The 22,178-nt window shown below is 64.1% G+C and carries 9 protein-coding genes and 2 pseudogenes; 9 read left to right on the forward strand and 2 right to left on the reverse strand.

Annotated features, from left to right (window positions below; translation table 11 throughout):
- Positions 1-16: 16 nt before the first annotated feature.
- Positions 17-187, forward strand: a pseudogene (locus A3ES_RS54435) (IS1634 family transposase); the annotation flags it as partial.
- Here A3ES_RS54435 and A3ES_RS0131455 read toward each other — a convergent pair.
- Positions 171-14,228, reverse strand: coding sequence for a putative Ig domain-containing protein (locus A3ES_RS0131455; RefSeq protein ID WP_237745109.1), 14,058 nt, complete (start codon positions 14,226-14,228; stop codon positions 171-173). The pseudogene A3ES_RS54435 and the gene A3ES_RS0131455 overlap by 17 nt on opposite strands.
- A 407-nt stretch (positions 14,229-14,635) precedes the next feature.
- On the opposite strand from A3ES_RS0131455, the gene A3ES_RS54440 reads away from it, so the two are divergent.
- From A3ES_RS54440 to A3ES_RS49070, 8 genes are all read left to right on the forward strand, one after another.
- Entirely contained in the window at positions 14,636-14,773 is a 138-nt protein-coding gene (locus A3ES_RS54440; protein WP_157630848.1) for an LxmA leader domain family RiPP, read from the forward strand.
- 174 nt (positions 14,774-14,947) lie between these two features.
- Complete coding sequence (locus tag A3ES_RS55170) at positions 14,948-15,109, forward strand: LxmA leader domain family RiPP (protein ID WP_169501821.1); 162 nt, start codon at positions 14,948-14,950, stop codon at positions 15,107-15,109.
- A 118-nt stretch (positions 15,110-15,227) separates the two neighbouring features.
- Positions 15,228-15,845 carry a flavoprotein gene (locus A3ES_RS0131470; RefSeq protein WP_020390829.1) on the forward strand — a complete coding sequence of 206 codons (618 nt, stop codon included), beginning with the start codon at positions 15,228-15,230 and terminating at the stop codon, positions 15,843-15,845.
- Complete coding sequence (locus tag A3ES_RS0131475) at positions 15,842-16,771, forward strand: hypothetical protein (protein ID WP_020390830.1); 930 nt, start codon at positions 15,842-15,844, stop codon at positions 16,769-16,771. The genes A3ES_RS0131470 and A3ES_RS0131475 overlap by 4 nt, the downstream gene beginning before the upstream one ends.
- Positions 16,768-18,018: a M16 family metallopeptidase gene (locus A3ES_RS0131480; RefSeq protein WP_020390831.1), complete on the forward strand. Its 1,251-nt coding sequence runs from the start codon at positions 16,768-16,770 to the stop codon at positions 18,016-18,018. The genes A3ES_RS0131475 and A3ES_RS0131480 overlap by 4 nt, the downstream gene beginning before the upstream one ends.
- Positions 18,015-19,256, forward strand: a complete 1,242-nt coding sequence (locus tag A3ES_RS0131485; RefSeq protein WP_020390832.1) for a M16 family metallopeptidase — start codon at positions 18,015-18,017, stop codon at positions 19,254-19,256. The genes A3ES_RS0131480 and A3ES_RS0131485 overlap by 4 nt, the downstream gene beginning before the upstream one ends.
- A 36-nt stretch (positions 19,257-19,292) precedes the next feature.
- Positions 19,293-20,408, forward strand: coding sequence for a class V lanthionine synthetase subunit LxmK (gene lxmK, locus A3ES_RS0131490; RefSeq protein WP_083933826.1), 1,116 nt, complete (start codon positions 19,293-19,295; stop codon positions 20,406-20,408).
- Positions 20,405-21,367: a T3SS effector HopA1 family protein gene (locus A3ES_RS49070; protein ID WP_020390834.1), complete on the forward strand. Its 963-nt coding sequence runs from the start codon at positions 20,405-20,407 to the stop codon at positions 21,365-21,367. Before lxmK ends, A3ES_RS49070 begins: the two co-directional genes overlap by 4 nt.
- A gap of 274 nt (positions 21,368-21,641) precedes the next feature.
- Here A3ES_RS49070 and A3ES_RS49075 read toward each other — a convergent pair.
- Positions 21,642-22,148: pseudogene (locus A3ES_RS49075) on the reverse strand (IS3 family transposase); the annotation flags it as partial.
- Between the last annotated feature and the right edge of the window lie 30 nt (positions 22,149-22,178).

Raw genomic sequence — 22,178 nt, forward strand, 5'->3', positions numbered from 1 at the left:
CATAACCGATCTACCGCACAAACGCGAATCCATGGGCGCCCACCTCACAATCGTCTTCGCAGCACTGACCATCACCAGGTTCATCGAGGATGAACCGGCTGACCGATCAAAGAAATTCGTCACCGCCGAGGACCTGCTCCCGACCGATCTACGAGGCGGCCTCACCCCGATCACCTGCCCGCAGTGAGCACTTGATTGATTAGACTCAATCTATCGAGATCTTCGGCAGGTAGTGTATCCCACCTACTGAGATATTCATTGACCGTCTGAAAACTGAAGGCATGGCGATGCGGATCAGGATGATACAGCGGATTAGGACTGCCACTCCGGCTAATAGGATTGAGATACTGCCCCGACTGCTTAGCGTGATTGGACCAATGGTAAAACCATTCTGGGACTCTGTTGCTCAACGTAGACGGAGTTCGAGGGATTGTCAGTCCTTGGGCGGGTGGCCAAGTGACGCTCTCACCAAATGATGCTGCCTGGCGATAAGGATAGCCTCCCTGACTGCTGATTCTAACCCCAATCGTTGTGTGCGCTCCCGGAGCTCGTGGATCTGGTACCGGAATAAGAATTCCATTGTGTTCCGCGACGTTTAGCGGCAGCGGTTCTCCAGTGCGTATGTCACGAGGAACATAGTGACTCTGACCAAGCCCCGGTGGGTTGAGGATGTACGGCCGTGACGCCGGCGAGATGACACCGCTATCCAGGCCCACCTCAGCGAGATCTATGACGCGCTCGCTATTCAGACCGCCCGCTCGCGCCCCGCTCACCGCAGCCGCTGCGGTTTCGATGCGTGCTGTTTCGCGTTGCGCGGCCCAACTGCGGGCCACGTTGTAGCCGCCCTTGGCGAGGCTCAGTGCGGCTCCGGCGATCGGGACTACCGCTCCGGCTACGCGACCCGCGTCGTATTCAACGGATTGAGTGTCGATCCCGGCCTTCTCCGCACCGTATTGCCAGTAATCGTACGATGTCACGAGTGTCTCGCCTTGTCGCCTCAGCCGGTTGACCCGATCCTTGTAGGTCGGATCCATTTCATTAACCATCTCGAGGGTGCCTGCAATTAGCGTTTCGCCTGCGCCGGCGAGGGCTCGGACGGTAGCCACGCCAGCAGCTCCCAAAATTCCCCGTTTACCATACCCCCCACGCGCAAAGGGCGTGCCCACATCCGACTCGCGCCGATAGGCCTGGGCGCCCTTATCCCAGACTACGCTTACTTCAATTTCATCATCATCCCAGGCTAACCCGCCTCCCGGGCCACCAGCAGCCCAGAATAGGATGCTTTCTACCTGTATGCGCACACTTTCTACCCGCATGCGCACACTTTCCTGGATTGCGAGTTCTGCGGCTTGGCGATTGAGGTCCTCTAGCCAGGCGGTATCGCCGATCAATATGGCTATTTCGGTATCGCTGTGATTCATGATAAAGCGATCCTTCGAGTCCAAGAGACCAACGCGAAGCTTGGCCAGCTCGGGCGCACGAATCGTTGCGACCTCATAATTCAACTCCGGCTGGAAGAAGTTTGTCCAATAGGTTTTGCCTTCAATGCGATTTTCCCATGCGCGGTATGGACCAGCAAGGAACTCCCTGACAATCTGGACCGTATAGCGATCCAGAAGCAGGTATTCCTCTTCGGGGCCGATTTGGGTAAGCCCGAGCAGTTGGCCGACGTAGCCGATCAAGGATCCAGTGTCGCGACCAGACATCTCCAGCAGAACCTCACGGCGGATTCTGCGAGCTTCACCGCCCGGCGTCCCCGCCATGACGTCGGCGGATCCCTTCGATCCGCCGATGAACTGAACTGCGCTTGGGTCCAATCCGTATGAGGCAGCGACGTTATCCTTGAATGATCCTGGCAACGCCGGTCGCCGTAGCTGAGCTCGCTTGTTGGCTGCCGGCTTGAGGGCGGCGCCGACTGCCACTTCGGTGAATGCGCCGAGGGCCTGGCCGAGGATGTTCTTCCAGTCTCGGGAGCGGTCGTTGAAGAGCCAGCCGGAGTGGGGATTGACGGCGCTGCCGACGAGGTTCGTCGCCTCGGCGATCGCCGGGGCGTAGGTCCCTTGGGGCCGTCCCAGGGCGGCGTCGGTGTGGTGTCCTAGGGCGGTGCCTGCGAGGGCGAGGCCGAGGCCGATCGCTGGGTTGGTGGATGGCATCGGCATCCCGGTGAGGCGGTCGACGACGTTGCTGGTGATCCATTTGGTGTATGTCTGCATTAGCCGAGAGCTGAGGTCGGTACCTCGCGGCAACTTGGTGATGGGGTCGATGGTCATATGGCCGATCATCATGCCGCCGACGAGGCCGCCGACACCTGCCGCGATGAGGCTCCTGTAGCTGAACTTGTCCTGCAACCCGAATTCCATGCCGACCCACTGGCCGGCGGCGTTGCCGACTGCTGCGGCGATACCAGCGCTGATGCCTACCCCGACCGCGCCGGCTGCGAAGCCACTGCTGAAGGCGCCCAGCGCGGCGGTGGCCAGGCCGGCGGTGGCGTAGGTGACGATGACGACTACCGCGATGATCGCGGCGGTGCCGAGGACGACGGTGAGCCAGCCCTTGGGCGGGGGTGGCGGTGGTGGGGCGAAACTGGGTTGGGGGGTCTGGTCGCCGATGACATCAGCGAGGCTGTAGGGGAGGAACGTGGTGGCGTGGTTGTGGAAGTTGGCGACGACGTTGGGGATGCGATAGGTCTTGCCGCGTTCGGTGATCGGGAGTTCGTCGGCGGGTCCGAAGGCGAGTGAATTGGCCTCGGCGATCAGGTACCAGAGGGCGGTGTCGCCGAAGACCAACTGCGCGATCGTGGTGAGGGTGTCGCCGTCCTTGACGACATAGCTGTCCGGGCTGGAGCCCGGGTAGGCGGCGCTGATGGGTGTGAAGCCGTTGCTGTACTGCGTCGTTTTCGCCAGTGAGCCGCTGCCGATGACCGCAACATGCCGGCCCCGTGCGTAGTACACGTCCTGAAGGCCTGAGGATTGCGGTGGGAACGAGTCGGTGCGGGTCAACTCCGACTTGCTGAGGACGAGGTCGTCGATGTCGTAGGCGAAGGTGCTGCTCCGGAACTGGTGGAGGCCCAGTCCGACAGTCTGGTTCAAGAGCCGGCCGCTGGGATCGTAAGTATTCTCCGTTTTTCCCGCGCCCATCAACGGAAGCGTCGTGCTGACGAAGATGGCGTCGACCTTGCTGCCGCTGAACTCCGAACTGTAGAAGTAGGTGTAGGTATTGGTATATGCCGGTGTGGCGTCCGTTCCAGCGCCAACCTGTTTGTAGGTGTAGCTCTTCAGCCTCTCGGCAGGCTGAATGTTGTTGTTGTACTTGGGGTCGACCTCGGAGCTCCTGCCGGGATTGACGTGGTCGACAGTTCTCTGAAATTCCAGCTGCCCGTCCGGACGGTATGTCGAAGTTGTCGTGGTCTTGGCGGCACCTGTGTCGGGGGCGAACGCGTCGACTTGGAGCAGGCCGCCTCTGCGGTCGTAAACCCGGGTCTCGACGAGTCTCTCGGGTCCGCTGTCGGCCGGTCTGGGCTCCACAGCCTGACCCGCGGTGATGTCTCGCCTGATCGGGTTCCGGTGTGTCGATGACAGATGGTTCAGGCGATCGTAACCGTAGCGTTCGAGCGAGAACTCGAGCCAATGCCAGTCGACTTGTGGCCGACCCTCGCCGTCGATGATCTCCGTGTGCTTGCCGCCGGCGAAGCTGTGCGCGGTCGCACGGCGGCCGAGCTGGTCGTACGTGACCACGGTACCCAGGCCCTGCTTGACCTCGCCGTTCTCCAGGCGCCCGTCGACGATGGCCATCCGGCCTTCAGCGTCGTAGGTGTACCACTTGTCGCTCTTGTCGCTCTGGTCGCTCTTGACGAAGCCTTCGATGCGGCGGCGGTTGCCGAGCTCGTCGTACCAGAACGTCAGGCTCAGCGGCTGCCTCTTCTGATTCTCCTCCTGCGGCGCCCGGACCGTAACCATCCGGCCGTGCGCGTCATAGGTTGTGTACGTCGTCCGGGTGGTCTCCTCAATCGGTACGGTCTCGATGCTCCCCTCATCCCCTTCGGGCCAGCGGATCTCGTACTCACCGGCTCGACGGAACTCCTCCCGGGCCAGCTGACCGCGTTCTGTGTAGTCGTAGAAACTGCGGTCGTCGTTCTGCCAGTAGTCCGCCTCACCAGCACTCCCCTTGATCCCCCTGGTCAGCACCTCGCGGACATGCCTCACCAGACCGTTCTCATGGTAGGCGTAGGACTTGGACCCCAACGGGTGTGTCTCGGACTCGAGCTGTCCGAAGTCGTTGTAAAGGTAGGTGGTCAGCCGACCCCCCTCCGTGCTGGTCGCCAACTGACCGAAGGTGTACTCGGCTGCGCTGTGGGTCCATATCTGGTGCTCCCCGCCGCTGTCGATGTCGCGGACCTTGTTGCCGTGAACGTCGTAGTCGCACTGGGTGCTACTCGCGGAGGGTCTCCTCTGCTCGCGGGCGAAGCTCCGCTCGTCGAACTCGGTGAACGACAAGTACAAGGGTTTCAAGTCCTCGACCTTGTCCCCGCTCTTAAATCGTCGATTCGCCTGGTCATACTCGTACTGATTAATGAGGTGTACCACTGGCGGTGCAGTGAGGCTGGGCCGGCGCAGCACACTGTGGGTCAGAACGTTGCCGTTCTTGTCGAACGTATCTACGAGCACCGTGCCGAGCGCATCGCGCTCACCGAGCCGGTTGCCATGGCCGTCGTAGACATATTGGGTGGTGACGCCCGTGCCATCGGTCTCGGCCACCAGCTGACCGGCCGGGTTGTACTCGCGGCTACGGCGCCGCAGGACCGTGGCTTCATCCGTCGGTGTGCCGTGCACATCGGACAGGTCAATCTCCTGAACCACCCGGCCCAGCAGGTCATGACGCAACTCGTGACGCGGGATCGCCTGGTACTCCGAGCCGTTCGCCCGGACCGCCGTGACCACCGGTAGCACCTCGGTGGCAACCTGGTTCTCGGCGTTGCATCGATACCTGGACACGGCAGCGTTGCCGAGCAGGGCCCCAGTGTCGTTTCGGACCGAGCGGCCTTCGCTGCGGAAGCCGACGTTGCCCCACCGGTCGTAGTCCTGCTCGACGATCGGCGTAGTCACGATACGTGCGCTGCCGGTGTGAGAAGTGAACACCGGCAGCCGCTGGATGCGGGCCTTGCCGAGCGGGTCGTATCCGGTCTCGGTAATGCGGGTGGCCGGGCCCAGGTTCCCGGACTTACCGCGCTGCTCCTGCCGGGTCACCTGTCCTGCGAGATTGTAGAAGAGCACCGTAACGCCATCTGATGCCTGCCTCCGCTCCAGATTGCCGGCGTTGTCGTACTTGTAGGAGGCCAGTTTCGCCTGGCTGAGGAACTGCACCCAGGGGACCGTCGCAGGGCCCCAGACCCTGCGTTCCTCGAAGACCTCGCCGAACGCGTTGAACATGCTGCGCACGCCGCTTTGCTTCATCCCTCGGTCCTCGAAGAAGTCCACATCCTTGAACGCATCCAGGGTCGCGATCTGGCGTCCGGCGGCGTCGTATTCGTAACGTCGTTCGATCGGGTGGGCGTGCTCCCCCGTCCCAGGGAACGTAACGCTCGTGGGTACCGTTTCCCTGTCGATCCGGCCGGCGTGGTCGTGGCGCCGCAACGTCTCGTTGCCCCTCGCGTCGACGGTCCGGAACTGATTCCCCGCGGCGTCATACTCGTGCTGAACGACCAGCGTTCCGCCAGCCGCGCTGATTGGACCAGATCCCACCACACGCGTTTGACGGGTCACGTTGCCGAAGGCGTCCAGGGTGAGCGAAACCGTCGGTGTCGAGGTCACAAAGGGCACGATCGGCCCTTGGACCACGAACGGATCGACCTGACCGGCCTGCGCCGTCTTGCGGGTCGGCTCGGTGGTCTGGGTCAGCTGTCCCAGCGCGTTGTAGGCGAAGCTCGTCACGCCACCCAGCGCGTCCGTCTGGGTCAGAACGTGTCCGGCCCCGTCGTAGCCGAACGTCTGGAGATCGGTCGACACATCGCGCCCGTTGGCCACATCGACGTAGGCGCTTCCGTTCCAGTGGGTGTACCGCGCGCCCAGTCGCCGGACCTTCTGCCGCCGGTTCAGTACATCGTAGGCAAAGGCGGTGATGCGGTCGTCGTCAGAGTTGCCGACACCGGGCGGGTTGAGGTTGCTGTCACTGCCCGACATTCCGGGCTGTGCATGTTCGACCGTCCGCTCGAGGTTGCCGAACGCGTCATAGCTCAACACGATGTGCTGGGCACCATCGTCGACGCTGCGAACCTCCCGACCTCTGGTATCGAAGTAGCGCCAGGTGTTCCGCCAATCTGTGGCGTTCACCTTGACCGACTCGCGCCGAACCTCACCGAACGCGTTGTGCGCGTAGGTCGTGATGGCATGCGCGCTCTCGACCGTCACGGCTGCCGGACTATTCTTCCTGATCGAGGAATCGCCATGGTAATAGTTCGCCAGCGGCTGCTTGACCTCGAACTTCCGTCCGGCGTTGTCGTAGCGGGTGACGATGGGCCGAGGCAGCAAAGTAGCCTGCGGCTCGTTGGCGATCTGGGTCGCGATCTCGGCCGACGTCCAATGGCTGCCGTTGGCCGGCGCACCCTTGACCTTCATGCCGTACCGGGTCACCTCGCCCTGCTCGTCGAACGAGTTGTAAGCAAGGGCTGTGAGGTGGTTCAAGGCATCCACATCATGCTTGACCCGGCCGAGCAGGTCGTAGGTCTTGTACTCGAACTGGTTCGTCACCAAGCTGGTACGGGTCTGCGTCCGCACCATCTGGCCGAACACGTCGTACGTGAACGTGACCGTCCGTCGGAAGCGGCCGGTGGCGTTCTCCTTGTATACGCGGCCAACCTGCGCAGGATCTGCGCCTTCGGCGTTGGGGTCGGCGAAGTAGCCCGGCAGTTCCGTGCTTGTCGGCCGCCCCAGGGTGTCGTGGTCGAAGTCGGTTGTGCGGGCGTCGGCGGTGTTGAACCGCTCCACGGTCTTGAACAGGTTCCCCAGCGCATTGTGGTATGTGCGGTCCTCCAACGTTGTTGGCTGGAGGGTGGGCACGGTCTGACCGTCCAGTTGGACAAACACGTCGACCTGTGGCGTGACCTTGCGGAACACTCGGCCCTGGCGGTCGTAGTGGTAGGTACAGATGGCGCCGTTCTTGTCCTTGTGGGTGGTTCGGTCACCGAGGCCGCTATAGGTGTTGGTCTCGGTGAAGCCCTTGGCATCGGTGGTGGTCAAGATGCGGTCCACGCGGTCATAGGAGTAGCGCTCACCGCGGGTAACGCCGTCACCGACGTGCCGGTCGCCACGAAGCTGGGTGAGCGCGGCCTCGGTGCGGGGGGTGGCTGCGGCCACTACGACGTCGAAGGACCGCCTCTCGGTCACCCGGCCCTTTACGTCGTACACGGTTTCGCTGAGCGCGCCATCGGCCGCAACCGTGAACCGCTGTCGACCGACGGCATCGTGGACGAAGGCGGTGGTCCGGTCATGGGGACTTACGTTCGCGGCGACGGCGGAGTCGATGGTGGCTTTGGTGTAGTTGGCGAGGCCGACCTCTTTCGCGTACGCGGTGGTGCGCGTGGCCCGGCCGATGGCGTCGTACTCGGTCTTGCTCACCTGGTGCTTGCCTAGGGCGCCAGGGGTGAGGACGCGCACGGAGTAGACCTGCCGTCCGGCAATGTCATACACCGAGACCTGACGGCGGTCCTCCGCATTGGGGGCGATCGCGGTGGCAATGGTCGCGGGCCGGTAGTCGGCCAGCACACCGACCGGCGTCGCGTACTGCATGCTTTGGGCAGGCCGGCCGAGCGCGTCATACGCCTGCTCGCTCACCACGTGCTGGGTCGCCTTGCCCTGATTATCGCTGGCCGCGACGCGCAGCGTGAATCGCAGCCTGCCTTGCGTGTCATAGGCGAACCGGGTCACCCGATTGCCGGGATTCGTGCGGTCCACCGCGGCACTGATCGCGTTCTGGTTGTAGTCCGAGAGCGTCGGCTTGACCGCGTAGCGCACGGCGGCCACCAGAGAACCCATCGGGTCATACACGTTCTCGCTGACCGCACCCAGAGCATCAACGGTGAACCGCAACCGGTTGTTCGCGTGAAAGGCAAACCTGGTGCGCTGGATCAGCGTCAGCGTCTCCTCACCGCCGTACCCGAGGGCTGTCAGCTCGGCATTGACCTCGGCCACGGAGAGGCCGGGCGAAGCAGTGGTGTCGAGCGCGGTGATGCTGGCCTCAGGCAGGAACTGGTCATAGCGGCGCGTCTCAGTGATGTTGCCGTTGGCATCGAAACGGTTCTCGCCTACCACCCATTTGTCGCCCTGGGCCGCGGTGAGCGTGAACCGCAACCGGCCGTCCCTGTTGTACACGAGGATGCTGCGCTGGTCGTTCGCGTCGACAGCCGGTGCTACCGGGCCGACGACGTCCCCGAGACCGGCCAAGACCGCCGCGCTCAGCCGGTTCAGATAGCGACGAGTCTTGATCAGTCGCCCATTGAGGTCATAGGTGCTCTCGCTGACCTCGCCCTCAGCGTTGATCATGTGGGTGGCCTGGCCCGCGGCGTCGTACACCGTCCATGCACTCTCGCCAGCAGCATCGATGACGCGACTGAGCCGGCCCGCGGCGTCATAGCGGTAGTGGGTAGTCAGGTCCCGGGTGCCGGGCGCACCCTTACCCAGCACCGCGCTGGGTGCATCGATCTGTTTGGTCTTGCGTCCCAGGTTGTCGAACTCATAGGTCGTGACCTGCTGCGCCGGACTATCCACCGTGCCGTGCTGGATCGTGACGGCGTTGCCAAGCCCGTCATAGCTGTACTTGGTCGACAGCTTCAACCCGCTCGGGTCGACCACGACCTGCAACAACCGGCCGTTGCGGTCATAGTCGTAGCTGGTCACCAACTCGGCGCTGGTGCCCTTGCCCTCGGTCACCGTTGCGTTCTGCCCGAAGGCGTTGAATTGGTAGGCGGTCGTCACGTTATTGTCGGACTCCACCCGCCGCTCCCGGACCCGATCCACGTCGTCGTAGAACAGCCGCACCAACATTCCGCGGCCGTCCTTGGTGGTTTCCAGCCGGCCGCTGGCGTCATATGTGTTCTCGCGGATCGTCGCATTGGTCGCGTCGATGACCGTGAGCAGCTGCCCGTCCTTGTTGTACTGGTACCTCGTCGTACCGCTCAGAGCATCGGTGACCTCGGCGATCTCACCATGGCGGGTCTTGCGTGTCGTGACCCGCGCATTCTCCGCCGAGGTCACGGTCGCCGTGCGCACCGCGTCGTTGTAGTCGAACCGTGTCACCTGCTGCGACGGGTCCACCTGCAAAGAGACCCGACCGAGTACGTCGTACTCCGACCGCGTCGTACGGCCCAGCGGATCGGTCACCTCGATAGCACGGCCACCGTTCTCAACGGCCGATGTGGTGACCTTGCCAGCGCCGTCGACCGACCGGACCGGCCGACCTTGACCGTCGTACGACGTGCGCTGGTTGAGACCGATACCGCCGACATCGGCAGTCTTCGACAACAACCCACCGCGCAGGTCGTAGTCGAACCGCGTCGTGACCGACCTCGTCCCCCCGAGTCCCGTGCTGATCGTGCGGGTCTCAGTCTCCACCTGCCCGAACTGGTTGTAGGTGCGGTTGGTGATGAACCCCTCAGCGTCGGTCTGCTTGGTCAGCAGCCCGCGCCGGTCGTACTCGAACGTTGTGAGTTGATCCTTGGCGGTGTCGACGGCCGGCAGCTTGCCAGCCAGCTGAGTAGCCGGGCCACCCGTCAGACCCGTCATATTCGGCGGAGTCATCCGAGTGGCGTAGCCGCGCACAGAGGCGACCTGCCCATTGGCGTCGTACCTGGTCTCGACGACCTCGCGCTCGGCGTTGATCGTGTGCGTCAGCCGATTCTCGCTGTCGTAGAACAACAGCGTCACCTTGTTGCTCGGATTCACTGCCTTCGCACGGCGTCCCAGATTGTCGTACTCGTACCGCGCACCGCGGCTCGCGATCGCCGCATCGATCACCGGCTGGGTCGGATCGGCGGGCAGGGTCGCCTCACCCTCACCACCCAAGGTCCCGTTGGCCTCGCCGAATGCGGTGAGCCGGGTCCGCCTCGCACGCGGCTCGTCCGAGCCGACACCACGCACCTGACGCACCAGCCGACCGGCGTTGTCGTACTCGCTGCTCGTCACCGTCCCGTCGGCATCAACGAGCCGCCTCACCCGGCAGAAGTCGTCGTATTCGACGGTGCCGGTCAGCTTCGCCGTACCGGCCTTCACTTTCAGCGTCGCCAAGGTGTCAGTCGGCGTTACAGCGACAGGGTTCCGATAGCGGATCTTCTGCGCGGTGTTGGCCTCAGCGTCGTACACCGACTCGATCAAGAAGCCAAGCTCGTCTACCGAACCGCCGACTCGGCCCTGACCGTCGTAGTACAAGTAGCTGCGCAGCGGGGCGGTCTCCTTCGGTCTCCAGGCGGCCAGCACATCCTCGACCGGCTCCGACGCAACCGACGCAACCGCTCGCTGCTGCCCCGCCCTCTCCACCTCGATCTCGACGGTACGGTCCGTGGACTTTCCACCCGGATCGGTGGCCCGCACCGCTAACCGGTGATGTCCGACGGCCAACGTCGTGCCCGTCACGACTCCGGTCGCCGAATTCACCGACAGTCCCTCCGGCAGACCGCTCACCGCGCTATAGGTAACCGACCGGCCTCCCGCAGCCACAGCCTTGGGCGGGGTGAGATTGGCAGGGGACCCGGCCGCCATCACGGTGGGCGCCATCTGCGCCCAGGCCGGCGCGCTGTTGCCGGCTGCGTCCAAACCGAACGACAGAACTACTCCTGCGCCCGTGGAGTCTTGCGCCTGTAGCACGACCGACACGAAACCTGGCGACGTCGGCGTACCGCTCAGCACGCGGGTATTGGTGTTGAAGGCCAGCCACCCGGGTTTCGACACCACGCTGTACACCACAGGATGACCGTCCGGGTCCTCCGCGGCAGGCACCGTCATGCTGAACGGTTGACCGGCTACAAGCTCCTGCTTCGGAACCGCCGCCCAGCGCAGCTTGGAGCCTGTCACCCTGAGTGTGAAGCTCCGTTCGGCGAACAGGCCTTGCTGGTCGGCGACTCTGGCCGTCAACGTGTACACCCCGCGGGCCGTCGGCGTCCCGCTCAGCCGTCTCAGGGCGGCGCTGAACGTCAACCCGGCCGGAGCCGGTGAGAGGAGCGAGTACGTCAGCTGCGCCGCTGTCGACTCGATGTCCGCCGCCGCCGGCATGGTCAGGCTGTAGCCGCCAGTGCTGACCTCCACCGTGCTGTCGGTCAGCGTGGTCCAGGACGGCGGCGTGTTGACTACGGTGATGGTGATCGTTGCGTTGGCCGTCTTGGTGCGCTGGTCGTCGGCCTTCACCGTCACGCTGTACGACGTGATTGTGGTCGGCGGGGTGCCCTTCAGGACTGCGGCGCCAGTGCTGGTATCGAGCGTCAGCCAGCTCGGCGGTGTACCGACCAGGCTGTAGACCAGATCGTCACCGTCCGAATCGAACGCAGGCAGGGGATACACGAAATGCCGGCCGCCGATCGCGGTCTGGTTCGTCACCCCGACCCACGCCGGCGCAGCGACATTGGCAGCGATCGGGCTGCGTTTGCGGTATCGGATCGTCTCAGACAGACGGCCGGCCGCGTCGAACTTGTACTCGGTCAGGAAGCCCAGCGGGTCGACGACACCGACCTGGCGGTCGTCACGATCGTAGAAGAATCGTGACACGCGGCCACCAGTCTGCTGCTGAGTAACCAGCGACCTGCCGTCATAGCCGGTGGTCGAGGCGGTACCGACCGCGTCGGTCACCGACGTCCGGCGGTTCGATGAATCGTAGTCATAGCGGGTGACCCGGTCATTGACAGCATCAACCACAACGTCGACGCCACTGGCGCCGACGGTCAGGGAGTTCTTGGTGACTGTGTTGGTGCTCGCGTCGTACCAACTGTTGGTGTTCGCAACGAGGTTGCGGTAACGCGTCTCCACCTTGACCTGGCTGTTGGCGTCGTACTCCAGACCGGTGACCGCACCGGTCGTATCAACCGTGAACCGGATCCGGTCAGCAGCGTCGTAGAAAATGAACCGCCGCCCGCCCTGCGGATCCTCGGACATCCGCAACCGCCCAGCGGCGTCGTACACGGTCTTGGCCGCACGACTCGCGCCATCGCCGCCCTGCGTCACCCCGACCGGCCGGCCACGGTCATCAAACTGGCGGGTCTCCACCAGGCCCGCCGCGGTGGATACCTGAACCTTGCTGTTGGCATCGTCATACACCGTGGTGCCGGGTCCACCTGCGTTGGCAGACTGGGTCACTCTCCCCAGGCCGTCACGCTCCACGCTGGACACGGTCGTCGGGCGAGCGCGCCCAGCACCGCGTCCCACGAGTGTCTTCAGTAGGTCGCCGTGGGCGTCGTAGATGTACTCGGTGACCTCGGCGGCGGCATCGAGTACACCGATGCCTGCGGTGGTTGTTTTGGCGAAGGCCGTCTGCTTGCTGAGGTTGCCGCGCAGGTCGTAGGCGAGCTCGGTCAGCTCGATCTGCGTCTTGTCCTGCGCGCCGGCCCAGGTCACCAACTCCAGCTCGGTCAGCCCTTGCTGCGGAGTCAGGCCTCCGACGCCAAATCGACCTCCGGTGTACAGCACCGTCTGCGTGAGCAAGCCCTTCGCGCCACCGGACGTCCCGTATCGGTTCTCGGCAACCGCGCCTTCGGCACTCACCGTGAATCGCAGACGCGCCTCAGTGTCATAGGCGAACCGCGTCGTCACCGGATTGCCGGCAGACTGCTGACCCGGCCCATCCGGATCAGGGAGCCCAAACCGGGTCTCAGTGACCACCTGGTTGCGCGGGTCGAAGGTACGTACCACGGTATTGCCGCGAGTGTCCCGCTCCAGTCGACGGTTGCCCGCACCGTCATACTCGTAGTCCATCGTATTGCCAAGCCCATCGACAATCTGCTTCACATTGCCGTTGGTTTCATAGCTGAACCGCGTCGACAACCGCGCGGCACCAGCGGTCGGCGGAGGCGACAGGATCTCAATCAGCCGTTGTGCACTGTCGCTGACATAAGTCCACACCTTCGGTGCGCCACCGACATCAACACTGACATGCGTACGAGTGACCGACAGCGACCCATCCCCATCGCCCTGCGGGTCGGTTTGCACCTCGTAGCTGAAGGTTTGTGTGCCGCTGGCGTCAGTGACCGTCTTGACCTGGTTGTTCTGGTAGCCGAAGGTCGCCCTGGAGCCATCGCTATGCGACACACTCGCGATCCGCGAACTCGACCCGTCATAGGTGTAGTCGGTGATGTAGAACTTGTTGTCTGACGTATCCGTTGGCGTCAGCTCGGTTCGCACCGACAACAACCGGCCAGTGTCCGCGTCGTAGGCATAGTCGACCTGCTTAACCGGCAACCCAGGCACGCTGGTTGCCCGACCCGAAGCATCCACCGTCAAAGCAACAGTCTCGACCCGCTTGAGCCGCGTCAGATTCGGGCTCCCAGGCACAGTTTCATACGCCAGCACCAACTTCTGGCCACTCAACAAATCAGTCACGCCTGCCAACCGGCCGGAGTCGTACTGAAAGGTGATGCTATTGCCGCTGATGTCCTGCTGACTTGCCAGCTTGCCCGTCGAGGCCGAGTACCTCTCCACCAGCCGACTCGACCCATCAGTCCAGACCCACTGCTGCGGGCCCGGCTCATGAACAAGACCGTCGTGCGCCCCACCACCCTCAGTGCTCGAGTAGCGCGAACCATCCCAGCCATACACCGTCTGATGACCATCGCCATCAGTCCGAGTCACCGAACTACCAGCCCCACCAACGGTCCCCTGTAGGAGAACAGTGCGCTCACCGTCCCAGCGCCACCCATCCCCATCACCATCATTGGCCGTGCCCAGGGAGTTGTGCGTCCGCAAGTGCGACAGACCCACGCCACGACCCGAAAGATGCTCGTCGCCGACCCGAAGCACCAGGTTGCCCGTCGCTACATTCACATAGCACCGGCCAGCCGCCTGCCCCAGCGAACTCTGACCCAACACAGCCGCAGCACCGAGAATATTCGGGCTCGCGTTGAACAAACCGAGTCCGCTACCAGCGACGATCGCAACCATGCAGGACCAGCTCCACTCAAGAAATTTGCGACATAGATCTACCTCCCCGGAAGACTCACAGGCAGCGCTGGGAAACCACTGGGTGAAGCGTTGCTCCGGCATTGGTTGGCTATCTAGTCGACTTCAACGCCGACGGCCGATCCGTCATCCAGTTGGCGCCTATCCCGTCCGGATCGACTCGGTGCCATGAGCAACTTGTGGCTGGCCGGTTCCCTCTTTACTGCAGCCGCTTCCGGCAACCTTCCCAGCAGTTGCCCAGCTCTCCCGAGGAGGCTCGGGTTGTTCGTTCTAGTCGACAAATCGCGTAGGCACTGACGCCTACCTCCTTGCCGACTGGTGCATCACTCCCCGACCGAGTTGGCGAACGTGAGCTTGCCGCCTACTCCTCGGGAGCCAGGTCGCCTTGTAGTCGCGGCGAAACGGAACTACCCACGGATGGAACGTCGCAACAGGCAACTCTGGAACCGCACGTTCCGTGGGCCATCACAGGAGAGGAGGTGGAAATCATCATGGAGAATTCTGGAGAACTGAGCTTGATGGGCGGAGTGGTCGAATACACCACGCCGGCCGAGGTACTCGCTGAAGATGCGTCCGACGCGCCCGAGTTCACACCCACGATCGCGGTCACGTTCCTCGTCGCCTGCTAGCCGCTGCGGCCGTCTGCTGACCGGTTCGCCGGTCAGAACGGTCGGCTGGACGGCAGGGTCCGTTCCGGCTACGAAGTCGGCCGGAACGGACCCTGCTCACGAAATCCTGCGTCCAATTGGGGCCATCGCGGCCTGGGTTCGCCGGGCGTTCCGTGGGCCATCACAGGAGAGGCGGTGAGAATCATCATGGAGAATTCTGGAGAACTGAGCTTGATGGGCGGAGTGGTCGAATACACGACGCCGGCCGAGGTGCTCGCTGAAGGTGCGTCCGACGCGCCCGAGGTCGTGACCACCACCACCACGATCGTGACGGCCACGATCCTTCTCGCCTGCTAGCCGGTGCGGCCGTCTACTGACCGCTTCGCCGGTCAGGACGGTCAACTGGTGAGCGGGGTCCGTTCCGGCTACGACATCGACCGGAACGGACCCATCCTCGCGAATCAGGAGTTCCGTCATGCTGGACAATGAACAGTCTGCCGAGCGTGGACCTGTGTTTCGGGGGAAGCGGCTGCTGATCTTGGGTACCGGATCGGTCAGCGTGAATACGCTGCCGTCGTGGCTGCAGTGGTTGGGCGCAAGTCACCCGGACCTGGAGGTGCGCTGCGTGCTGACGGCCAGCGCGGAGCGATTTGTCAGCCGCTACACGGTCAGCGCAGTCGTCGGCCAAGCAGTGGCGGTCGACCGATGGTCGGACCAGGCCGAGCCGGGTGCTCCGCACGTCGAATACAGCACCTGGCCGGACGGGATCGCGATCTACCCAGCCACCTTCCATTTCGTCTCGCGATTCGCCCTCGGTCTGGGCGATACGCCGGTGATGCTCGCCGCGCAATGCACCCGAGCAGTACTGGGCCTGGCAGCGTCCCTTCCCCCCGGCGCGGACACGTCCACCGCGTATCTGAGGCACCTCCGCACCCTCGACGCCATGCGCAATGTCGTTGTTGCGCCGCCTACCACCGGGTTCAGTCTTCACCTGCGTCGCGAGGAGGTCGGGGCCGCTGTCCCGATGTGGGATCTCCTCCGGTTGATGGAGAAGCGCCGCGTCGAGCTTGAGCCATCTGGAGCACCGTCGTGAGCGACGTCGTCGCCCAGATGGAAACCGGGCGGATGCGTACGACGGTGCTCGACCTTGGGGACGGCCGGTATGAGTGGATCCGCAACCCTGGCAGAGATTGTCCGGAACCATTCGGCATACCGCGCACCACCCAGAGTTTCCCGAGGATCGCCGTCCCAGCCGCGGAGATCGCCTTCGCCGAGCTGGCTCCAGCCGACGGCGCCTGCTATTCCGTTCGAGGCCCCAAAAGCCTGGCGGAATTGCTGATCGGGCGACCCGACGATCGGCCGTCCTGGTGCGCAACGGTTCTGCGTGGGGTGGGCGAGCTACTGGCCGTGCTGCACAGCTTGGGCGATCCGGATCAGGTGGACGGGCACACGCCCATCGGGCCGCGCCGCCTGCGGGCCTGGCTGCGGGACGGAAGTGGCCCCCGTGCGGCGTCGCGATTCCACCGCGTAGTGGCTGACCTGGCCGGACAGCAACGTCTGGACCTGCTGACCGAGTGGTGCGACGAGTCAGCTGCCAGGCAGTCAGCAGTGGTACTCCACGGGCGCCCCGGAAGCGGGTTGGTGATCCCCGCGAGCAGCCCCGGACCGGCACACCTCCTGGTCGGAGACGAACTGGCGACCGGCCCGTCAGCCGTTGACCTTGGCTACTTTGCCGGCGAGCTCCTGGAGCTGCGTCATATCGTCGGTCAGGCAGATCCGGCGTACTTCGAGGAGCTGATCCGCGCCCTGCTGGACGGCTACGGTGAAGTGGACGACCTTCAGGCAGTGGGCCGCTTTGCTGCAACCGGCATCTGGAACCACCTCCACGACTTCTCGGCGTACATGGGCTGGAACGACGATCTCCAGACGAACATCCCGTTCCTGATCGATACGCTGGACACCGCCGCAGATGGCGAACTGCTGAACGCGTTCGACGACGCCAGCCGGGCGACCGCATGATCCGCACGACGCTGGACAACGGACTGCGGATTCTCATCGTGCCGAACCAGCTAGCGCCGGTGGCGGCAGTCGCAGTGCACTATGGCGCGGGGTTCAGCGCTGACCCGGAGAACAGGCCGGGATTGGCTCATCTGCTCGAACATCTGATGTTCTCCAGCGACTCCGACGCGCCTGAGCACTTCCGGGCCGTTGAGGCTTGGGGGGGATTTTGCAGCGCCTCCACCCGGCAGGGCTACACGGACTTCTACACCGTCGTACCGGCCTGGTCAGTGGAGAGTGTGCTGAAGATCGAAGCGGAGCGGATGAGGGCGCCGAAGTTCGGCGAGGCGGCGCTCCATGCCCAAATCGGCGTCGTGTGCGACGAGATCAACCGGAAGATGTCAGGCAGCCCGTACGGCGGGTTCCCGTGGCCGCTGATCTCCCCCATCTTGTATCGCCACTATCCCAACGCCCACAACGGCTATGGCGAGGCAGCGGGTCTTGCCCGCGCGACGCTCGCCGAGGTAACAGGCTTCTTCGAAGCACACTACGCACCGGCCAACGCCGTACTGACGATCTCCGGCGACGTCGGCACCGACATACTGGAGCAAGTAGTCCACCACTTCGGGCAGATCCCGAGCCGACCCTGGTGCCCCACTGATGTCGGCGATCCCGCACTCGACACGGAGGCGCATCAGGTCTGCGTCCGTCCATTGGCGCCGCTGCCTGCGGTGGCCGCGGCGTACCAGATTCCGGCCGTCTCGCACGACATCGAGGCCTATCTTTCGCTGACGACCCTCGCTTCGATCCTCACTCGCGGCAGGGAGGCAAGATTGCCCAGGGCGCTGTCCGATGCTGTGGAGTCGGTGTCAGCCAGAGTCGGCTTCTTCGACCTTCTGGATGCCCGCGACACAGATGTCTGGATCCTCACCGCTGTTCACAACGGGGACGCCTTCGGCCGGTCCGAGGTGCTTGATCGGCTGGATGCCGAACTGGCCGACCTGGCCGCGAACGGGCCGAGATTCGATGAACTCGCGCGAGCGCGGGCAGGGCAACGCACCGGGTACTACCGCGGTATCGACCAGCCGTCCGTGCGGGTCCGTGCCCTAGGCCGAGCCGAGCTGCTCTTCGGCAACGCGGAGCTCGCGCTCACGTTGCCGGACCGGTTCGGTCGCATCAGCGCGGGCGACATCGCCGCCGCGGCCGACTGGCTGACCACCCGCCCGAGAGCCGTACTTTCCATCGCTCCAGAGGGGAAGTTGCGATGACACCGCCGTACAAGGATCACTACCTGGAGAATGGACTGCGGGTCGTCGCGATGCGGCACCCGACGGTTCCGCTGGCCGAGATTCGCCTATCCATCGATCTGCCTCGAACTGACGCAAGCCAGGCAGCCTGTACGACGTTGCTTGCGGCTTGTCTCCTCGCCGACGGTATCAGCCCTGAGCATCCAACACCGACTCTGGAGCTGGCGCGGCTCGGCGCCGAACTGACGGCGACTGCCGATCCGTACGGCCTGATCGTGTCCGGAAGATGTCCGGGCTCAGCGATCAGCACCGTGCTGAACCTGCTGGAGTCTGTACTCCGGACGGGGGCCCCGACTGTTGCCGTCGTCGCGAGAGAACGGGAGCGGTTGGCAAGACAACTGCAGGTGGCTCAGCGGATCCCGCAGGCTGTGGTCCGCACTGCCTTGCTCCGACACCTCTTCGGCCCACATCCGTTGACGATTCAGCTCTCCGCACAGGAGGACATTGCGGCCGTCACCTGTTCAGATGTGACATCGCTGTGGCGGGAAGCGATCATGCCTAGTCGTGCATGCCTGCTAGTCGTGGGAAACATCGCCATCGATGAGGTGGCCGCGGTCTTCGATTCCACATTCGGAGAGTGGACCGATCACATCGACGGCCTGCTACCCACACCCATGCCGCCGCTGCGCGCGGTCGCGGAGAGCGACCTAACGAGAGTCGACGATGCCCGGCTCAGCAGGGCACACCTGAGCATCTGTGCGACAGGGGTCGCCACCGACGACCACCGCTACCCCGCGCTCTTCCTCGCCGGCAATATCCTTGCCGGACTGACGACGTCGCGGCTCGCAAGCAGTATCCGAGATCGGGCAGGCCTTGTTTACAGCGTCAGCGGCTACTACGAGCCGATTCCTGGCGCGAGCCTTGTCCACGTGCTCACAGATACAGCACGGCAATTCGCCGACGAGGTGCTCGCCAAGACCTACGACGAACTCGCCCAACTGAGCGCTGAGCCGCCGACCGCGGCCGAAGTCGACGCGGCTCGCACTTGCGCGACCGGGGCCTTCGCCACCCGGCTCGCACCGCAGGCTGCGTTGGCCGACGCGGTCGCAGCTGATCTGCGACGGCATCAGTCACCCACCGAGACTTTCCGCTTCAGGCACCGGCTGCGCGAGGTCACCGCACAGTCTGTTAGGTCGGCAGCGGCCGATTTCCTGCATCCGGACCGGTTCACCGGTGTCCTGGCCGGCCCCGTCCGCTAAGACCGGCGAGCGTCTGCCTCTGAAGGGAAGCCCATCATGGTTGTCGAGCAACTGAAACAACGGCATCGCATCGCGCCGATCGCCTTGCACGAGGCTCCCGAGATACCGGTGTTCCTTGATAGCCTGGGCCTGGGTCGTCTAGATCCCGAGCGCATCACCTCCGCAGGCGGCCGCAATGACATCTGGGCAGGGACAACTGATTCCGGACATCCCGTGTTCGTTAAACGTCTAGTAGGTGGCGCCGATGACATCCGGACCCGCGTGCGGCGCGTCAGCGCCGTTGATGAACTGTTGCGGAAGGCTCGAGATGAGGTGCCCTCGCCGAGATGCCTCGGCGTCGATGAAGATCGCGGCCTAGTCGCTACTCAGCTGCTGGTGGCGGCTGAAGACGGTTCGCAACTCTACGACGCAGGCGACCTCACAGAAACCCTCTCGACGGAAATGGGCCGGCTGGTCGGGCGACTGCACAAACTCACCCCTTCCGCTGCACTCAACTCAGATCGGCGCGAGTCGCATGGCCTGCACTCAGGGATCGCACGATCCCTCCCGCTCGCCGCATATAGCCAGGCAACCGCCGCCGAACTCGAGATCTGGAGACTCTTGCAAGCCGACGAGAGTCTGGCCGAAGGCCTGGCCAGCCTCTCCGCCCGCGAGCGCCGGGCAAGCCAACAGGTCCTGATTCACGGCGACCTGCGACTGGATCAGTTCCTTCGCCATGACGAGACGCTCCACCTCATCGATTGGGAGGAGTGCCGGATCGGCGATCCTGCCCGAGATGTCGGCGCCATCGCCGGCGAATGGCTCACGCGAGCCATCAGCCGCCTCTCCGACGCCGAGCCTGACCCGTACGGCGAGCCCGACGAAGGCTGGCTCGTGCAAGGTGCCGTCAACGAACTTCGCCGGATCCGCCCACAGATCGCTGCGTTCTGGCACGGCTACCTGGAGGCGCGGGGTACCTCCGCGGATGAACCGGAGCTGGCTCACACCGCCACCGCCGTCGCTGGCCGGCATCTGATCGACCGGGCGTTCGCGGCTGCAGCCATGCGGCCGCGACTACCAGCTGTTCATCGCGCGGCTGCCGGTGTCGGCCGAAGGCTGCTCGCCCAGCCGGCGCAGTTCACCAGCACTATCGGTCTGGCGGTTGCGTTGTGAGCGCGCGAACGGCCAGTGCAGAGAATCTGAATGCCGGTCTGGCCGAGGCAATCGACCAGATAGAGGTGACCACAGACCCGTGGCACGCGCGGGTTGACGACCGGATACTCTCCGCAGACTCCGACCGACAGCTTGTCGGCGAACTGGCCGACGCGATGTACGACGTTCTGCATGCCGGACGCCGCAGTACGGAAGGCCCGCAACCGAAATCGGTACGCGACGCAAGGTTCGAGCAACTGCTGCTGGACCAGGTGCCGCACTCATTCATCTGGATGGATCAGATCGCCGTCGAGGTATCCGGAACCAGAGGGATCGTTGTCGCGATGGACGGCCTGCGCGTGCTTGTGCCCCCGGACGCCCTGGCAGGCGCGAGCCCAGCTCAGGTCGGTGAACGTGTGCGCTTCCGAGTGCCGGCGACCCGACCGGCCGCCTCACCGGGATTCCTCCTCGTTCAAGGCGAATCCGGGACTCTCGACCCGCGCCAGGGCATACTCCGGATCTACCTGCATCTGCCTGCAGCAGACGCCGCGCCAGCAGCTTGGGGGGCAGTCCTTCAAGCCCTCAACGACCTAAAGGTGCCCTACCAGGCCAAGGCGAGTTCCGCCCCCCGGTTCTACCCGCGCCGGGACGCACTTGTGGTGTATCTCGACTCCGCGGCCCTGCAGATGATCGCCTCACTGCCGACGGTTCTGACCTCCCTCCAGCTTGCCCCCGAAGTATCCGTCTTTGCAGCGCCACTCGCTCCCGGGATGGCGTGGGCATGGGAACCCGATGACCGCCGGCCCGGAAATGTCGGTCTGAGTCTTGGACAACACAGATCCCGCGCCGTGGCAGAGGCCCTCGTCGCGCACGCTGCCGGTAAAGCGGATCCGGACCGATACCAAGCGGTCCGGAATGCGCTCCGAGCCGCAAACATCGATCCCTATCAACCACACCGAAACCTCGGCTCGCCGGCCTGACACACTTGAGGCCCCTCGGTGTGGCTGGGGTAGACCATTTCGACGGACAGAGTCGATGTGATGTGGTCAGGCTACTTGCCCAGCGGTGACCATGTTGGTGGACTCCTAGTACGGCAGCCGTAGTTCGTGATCTCAGGCCAGGATGGCTTGTCGGCGTTGGTAGTGGCTGGTTCGGGCGCGGTGTTGGTGTCGGCGTCTCCAGGTTGACTAGTGCAGCCGGTGTCGCAAGTCCCCTATTGAGACGCCCCGGCGTGTCCGGAGGCTTCGTTAGGTGTTAACCGGCCTCGGCGAGACGGGTTCGGTGAGTGTAGTAAGTCTGTTCGGCCTGGATCGGGGTCAGGTCCTGGATGGACTCGTGGGGCCGGGCGGTGTTGAACCAGTGGACCCAGTCCAAGGTTGCTGATTCGACTTGGTCAAGGCCCTTCCAGGGGCCGTAGGAGTGGATCAGTTCGGACTTGAACAGGCCCATGTGGGTCTCGGCCAGGGCGTTGTCGTAGGCGTCACCGACGGACCCGACCGAGGCGTCGATGCCTTCCTCGATCAGGCGCTGGGTGAACGTGATCGAGGTGTATTGCGAGCCGGCGTCGTTGTGGTGCACCAGCCCGGTCAGGTTGGTGACACCTTCTTTGCGGCGGGTCCACAACGCCATTTCGAGGGCGTCCAGGACCAGCGGGGTGGTCATCTCGGTGGCGGCCCGCCAGCCGACGATCCGGCGGGAGAACACGTCGATCACGAACGCGACATAGACCGTCCCTGTCCAGGTCGCGACATAGGTGAAGTCCTATGCCGACCTTCGAACTATGCCGACAGT

It is taken from the genome of Kribbella catacumbae DSM 19601 (assembly GCF_000372465.1).
Classification (GTDB): Bacteria; Actinomycetota; Actinomycetes; order Propionibacteriales; family Kribbellaceae; genus Kribbella; species Kribbella catacumbae.

What these genes read in the sequence shown, in the direction of transcription:
- A3ES_RS0131485 (WP_020390832.1), top strand. Translation starts at nt 18,015, where the DNA reads ATGACACCGCCGTACAAGGATCACTACCTGGAGAATGGACTGCGGGTC.
- A3ES_RS0131455 (WP_237745109.1), bottom strand. Translation starts at nt 14,228, where the DNA reads ATGCCGGAGCAACGCTTCACCCAGTGGTTTCCCAGCGCTGCCTGTGAG.
- A3ES_RS54440 (WP_157630848.1), top strand. Translation starts at nt 14,636, where the DNA reads ATGGAGAATTCTGGAGAACTGAGCTTGATGGGCGGAGTGGTCGAATAC.
- A3ES_RS0131470 (WP_020390829.1), top strand. Translation starts at nt 15,228, where the DNA reads ATGCTGGACAATGAACAGTCTGCCGAGCGTGGACCTGTGTTTCGGGGG.
- A3ES_RS0131480 (WP_020390831.1), top strand. Translation starts at nt 16,768, where the DNA reads ATGATCCGCACGACGCTGGACAACGGACTGCGGATTCTCATCGTGCCG.
- lxmK (WP_083933826.1), top strand. Translation starts at nt 19,293, where the DNA reads ATGGTTGTCGAGCAACTGAAACAACGGCATCGCATCGCGCCGATCGCC.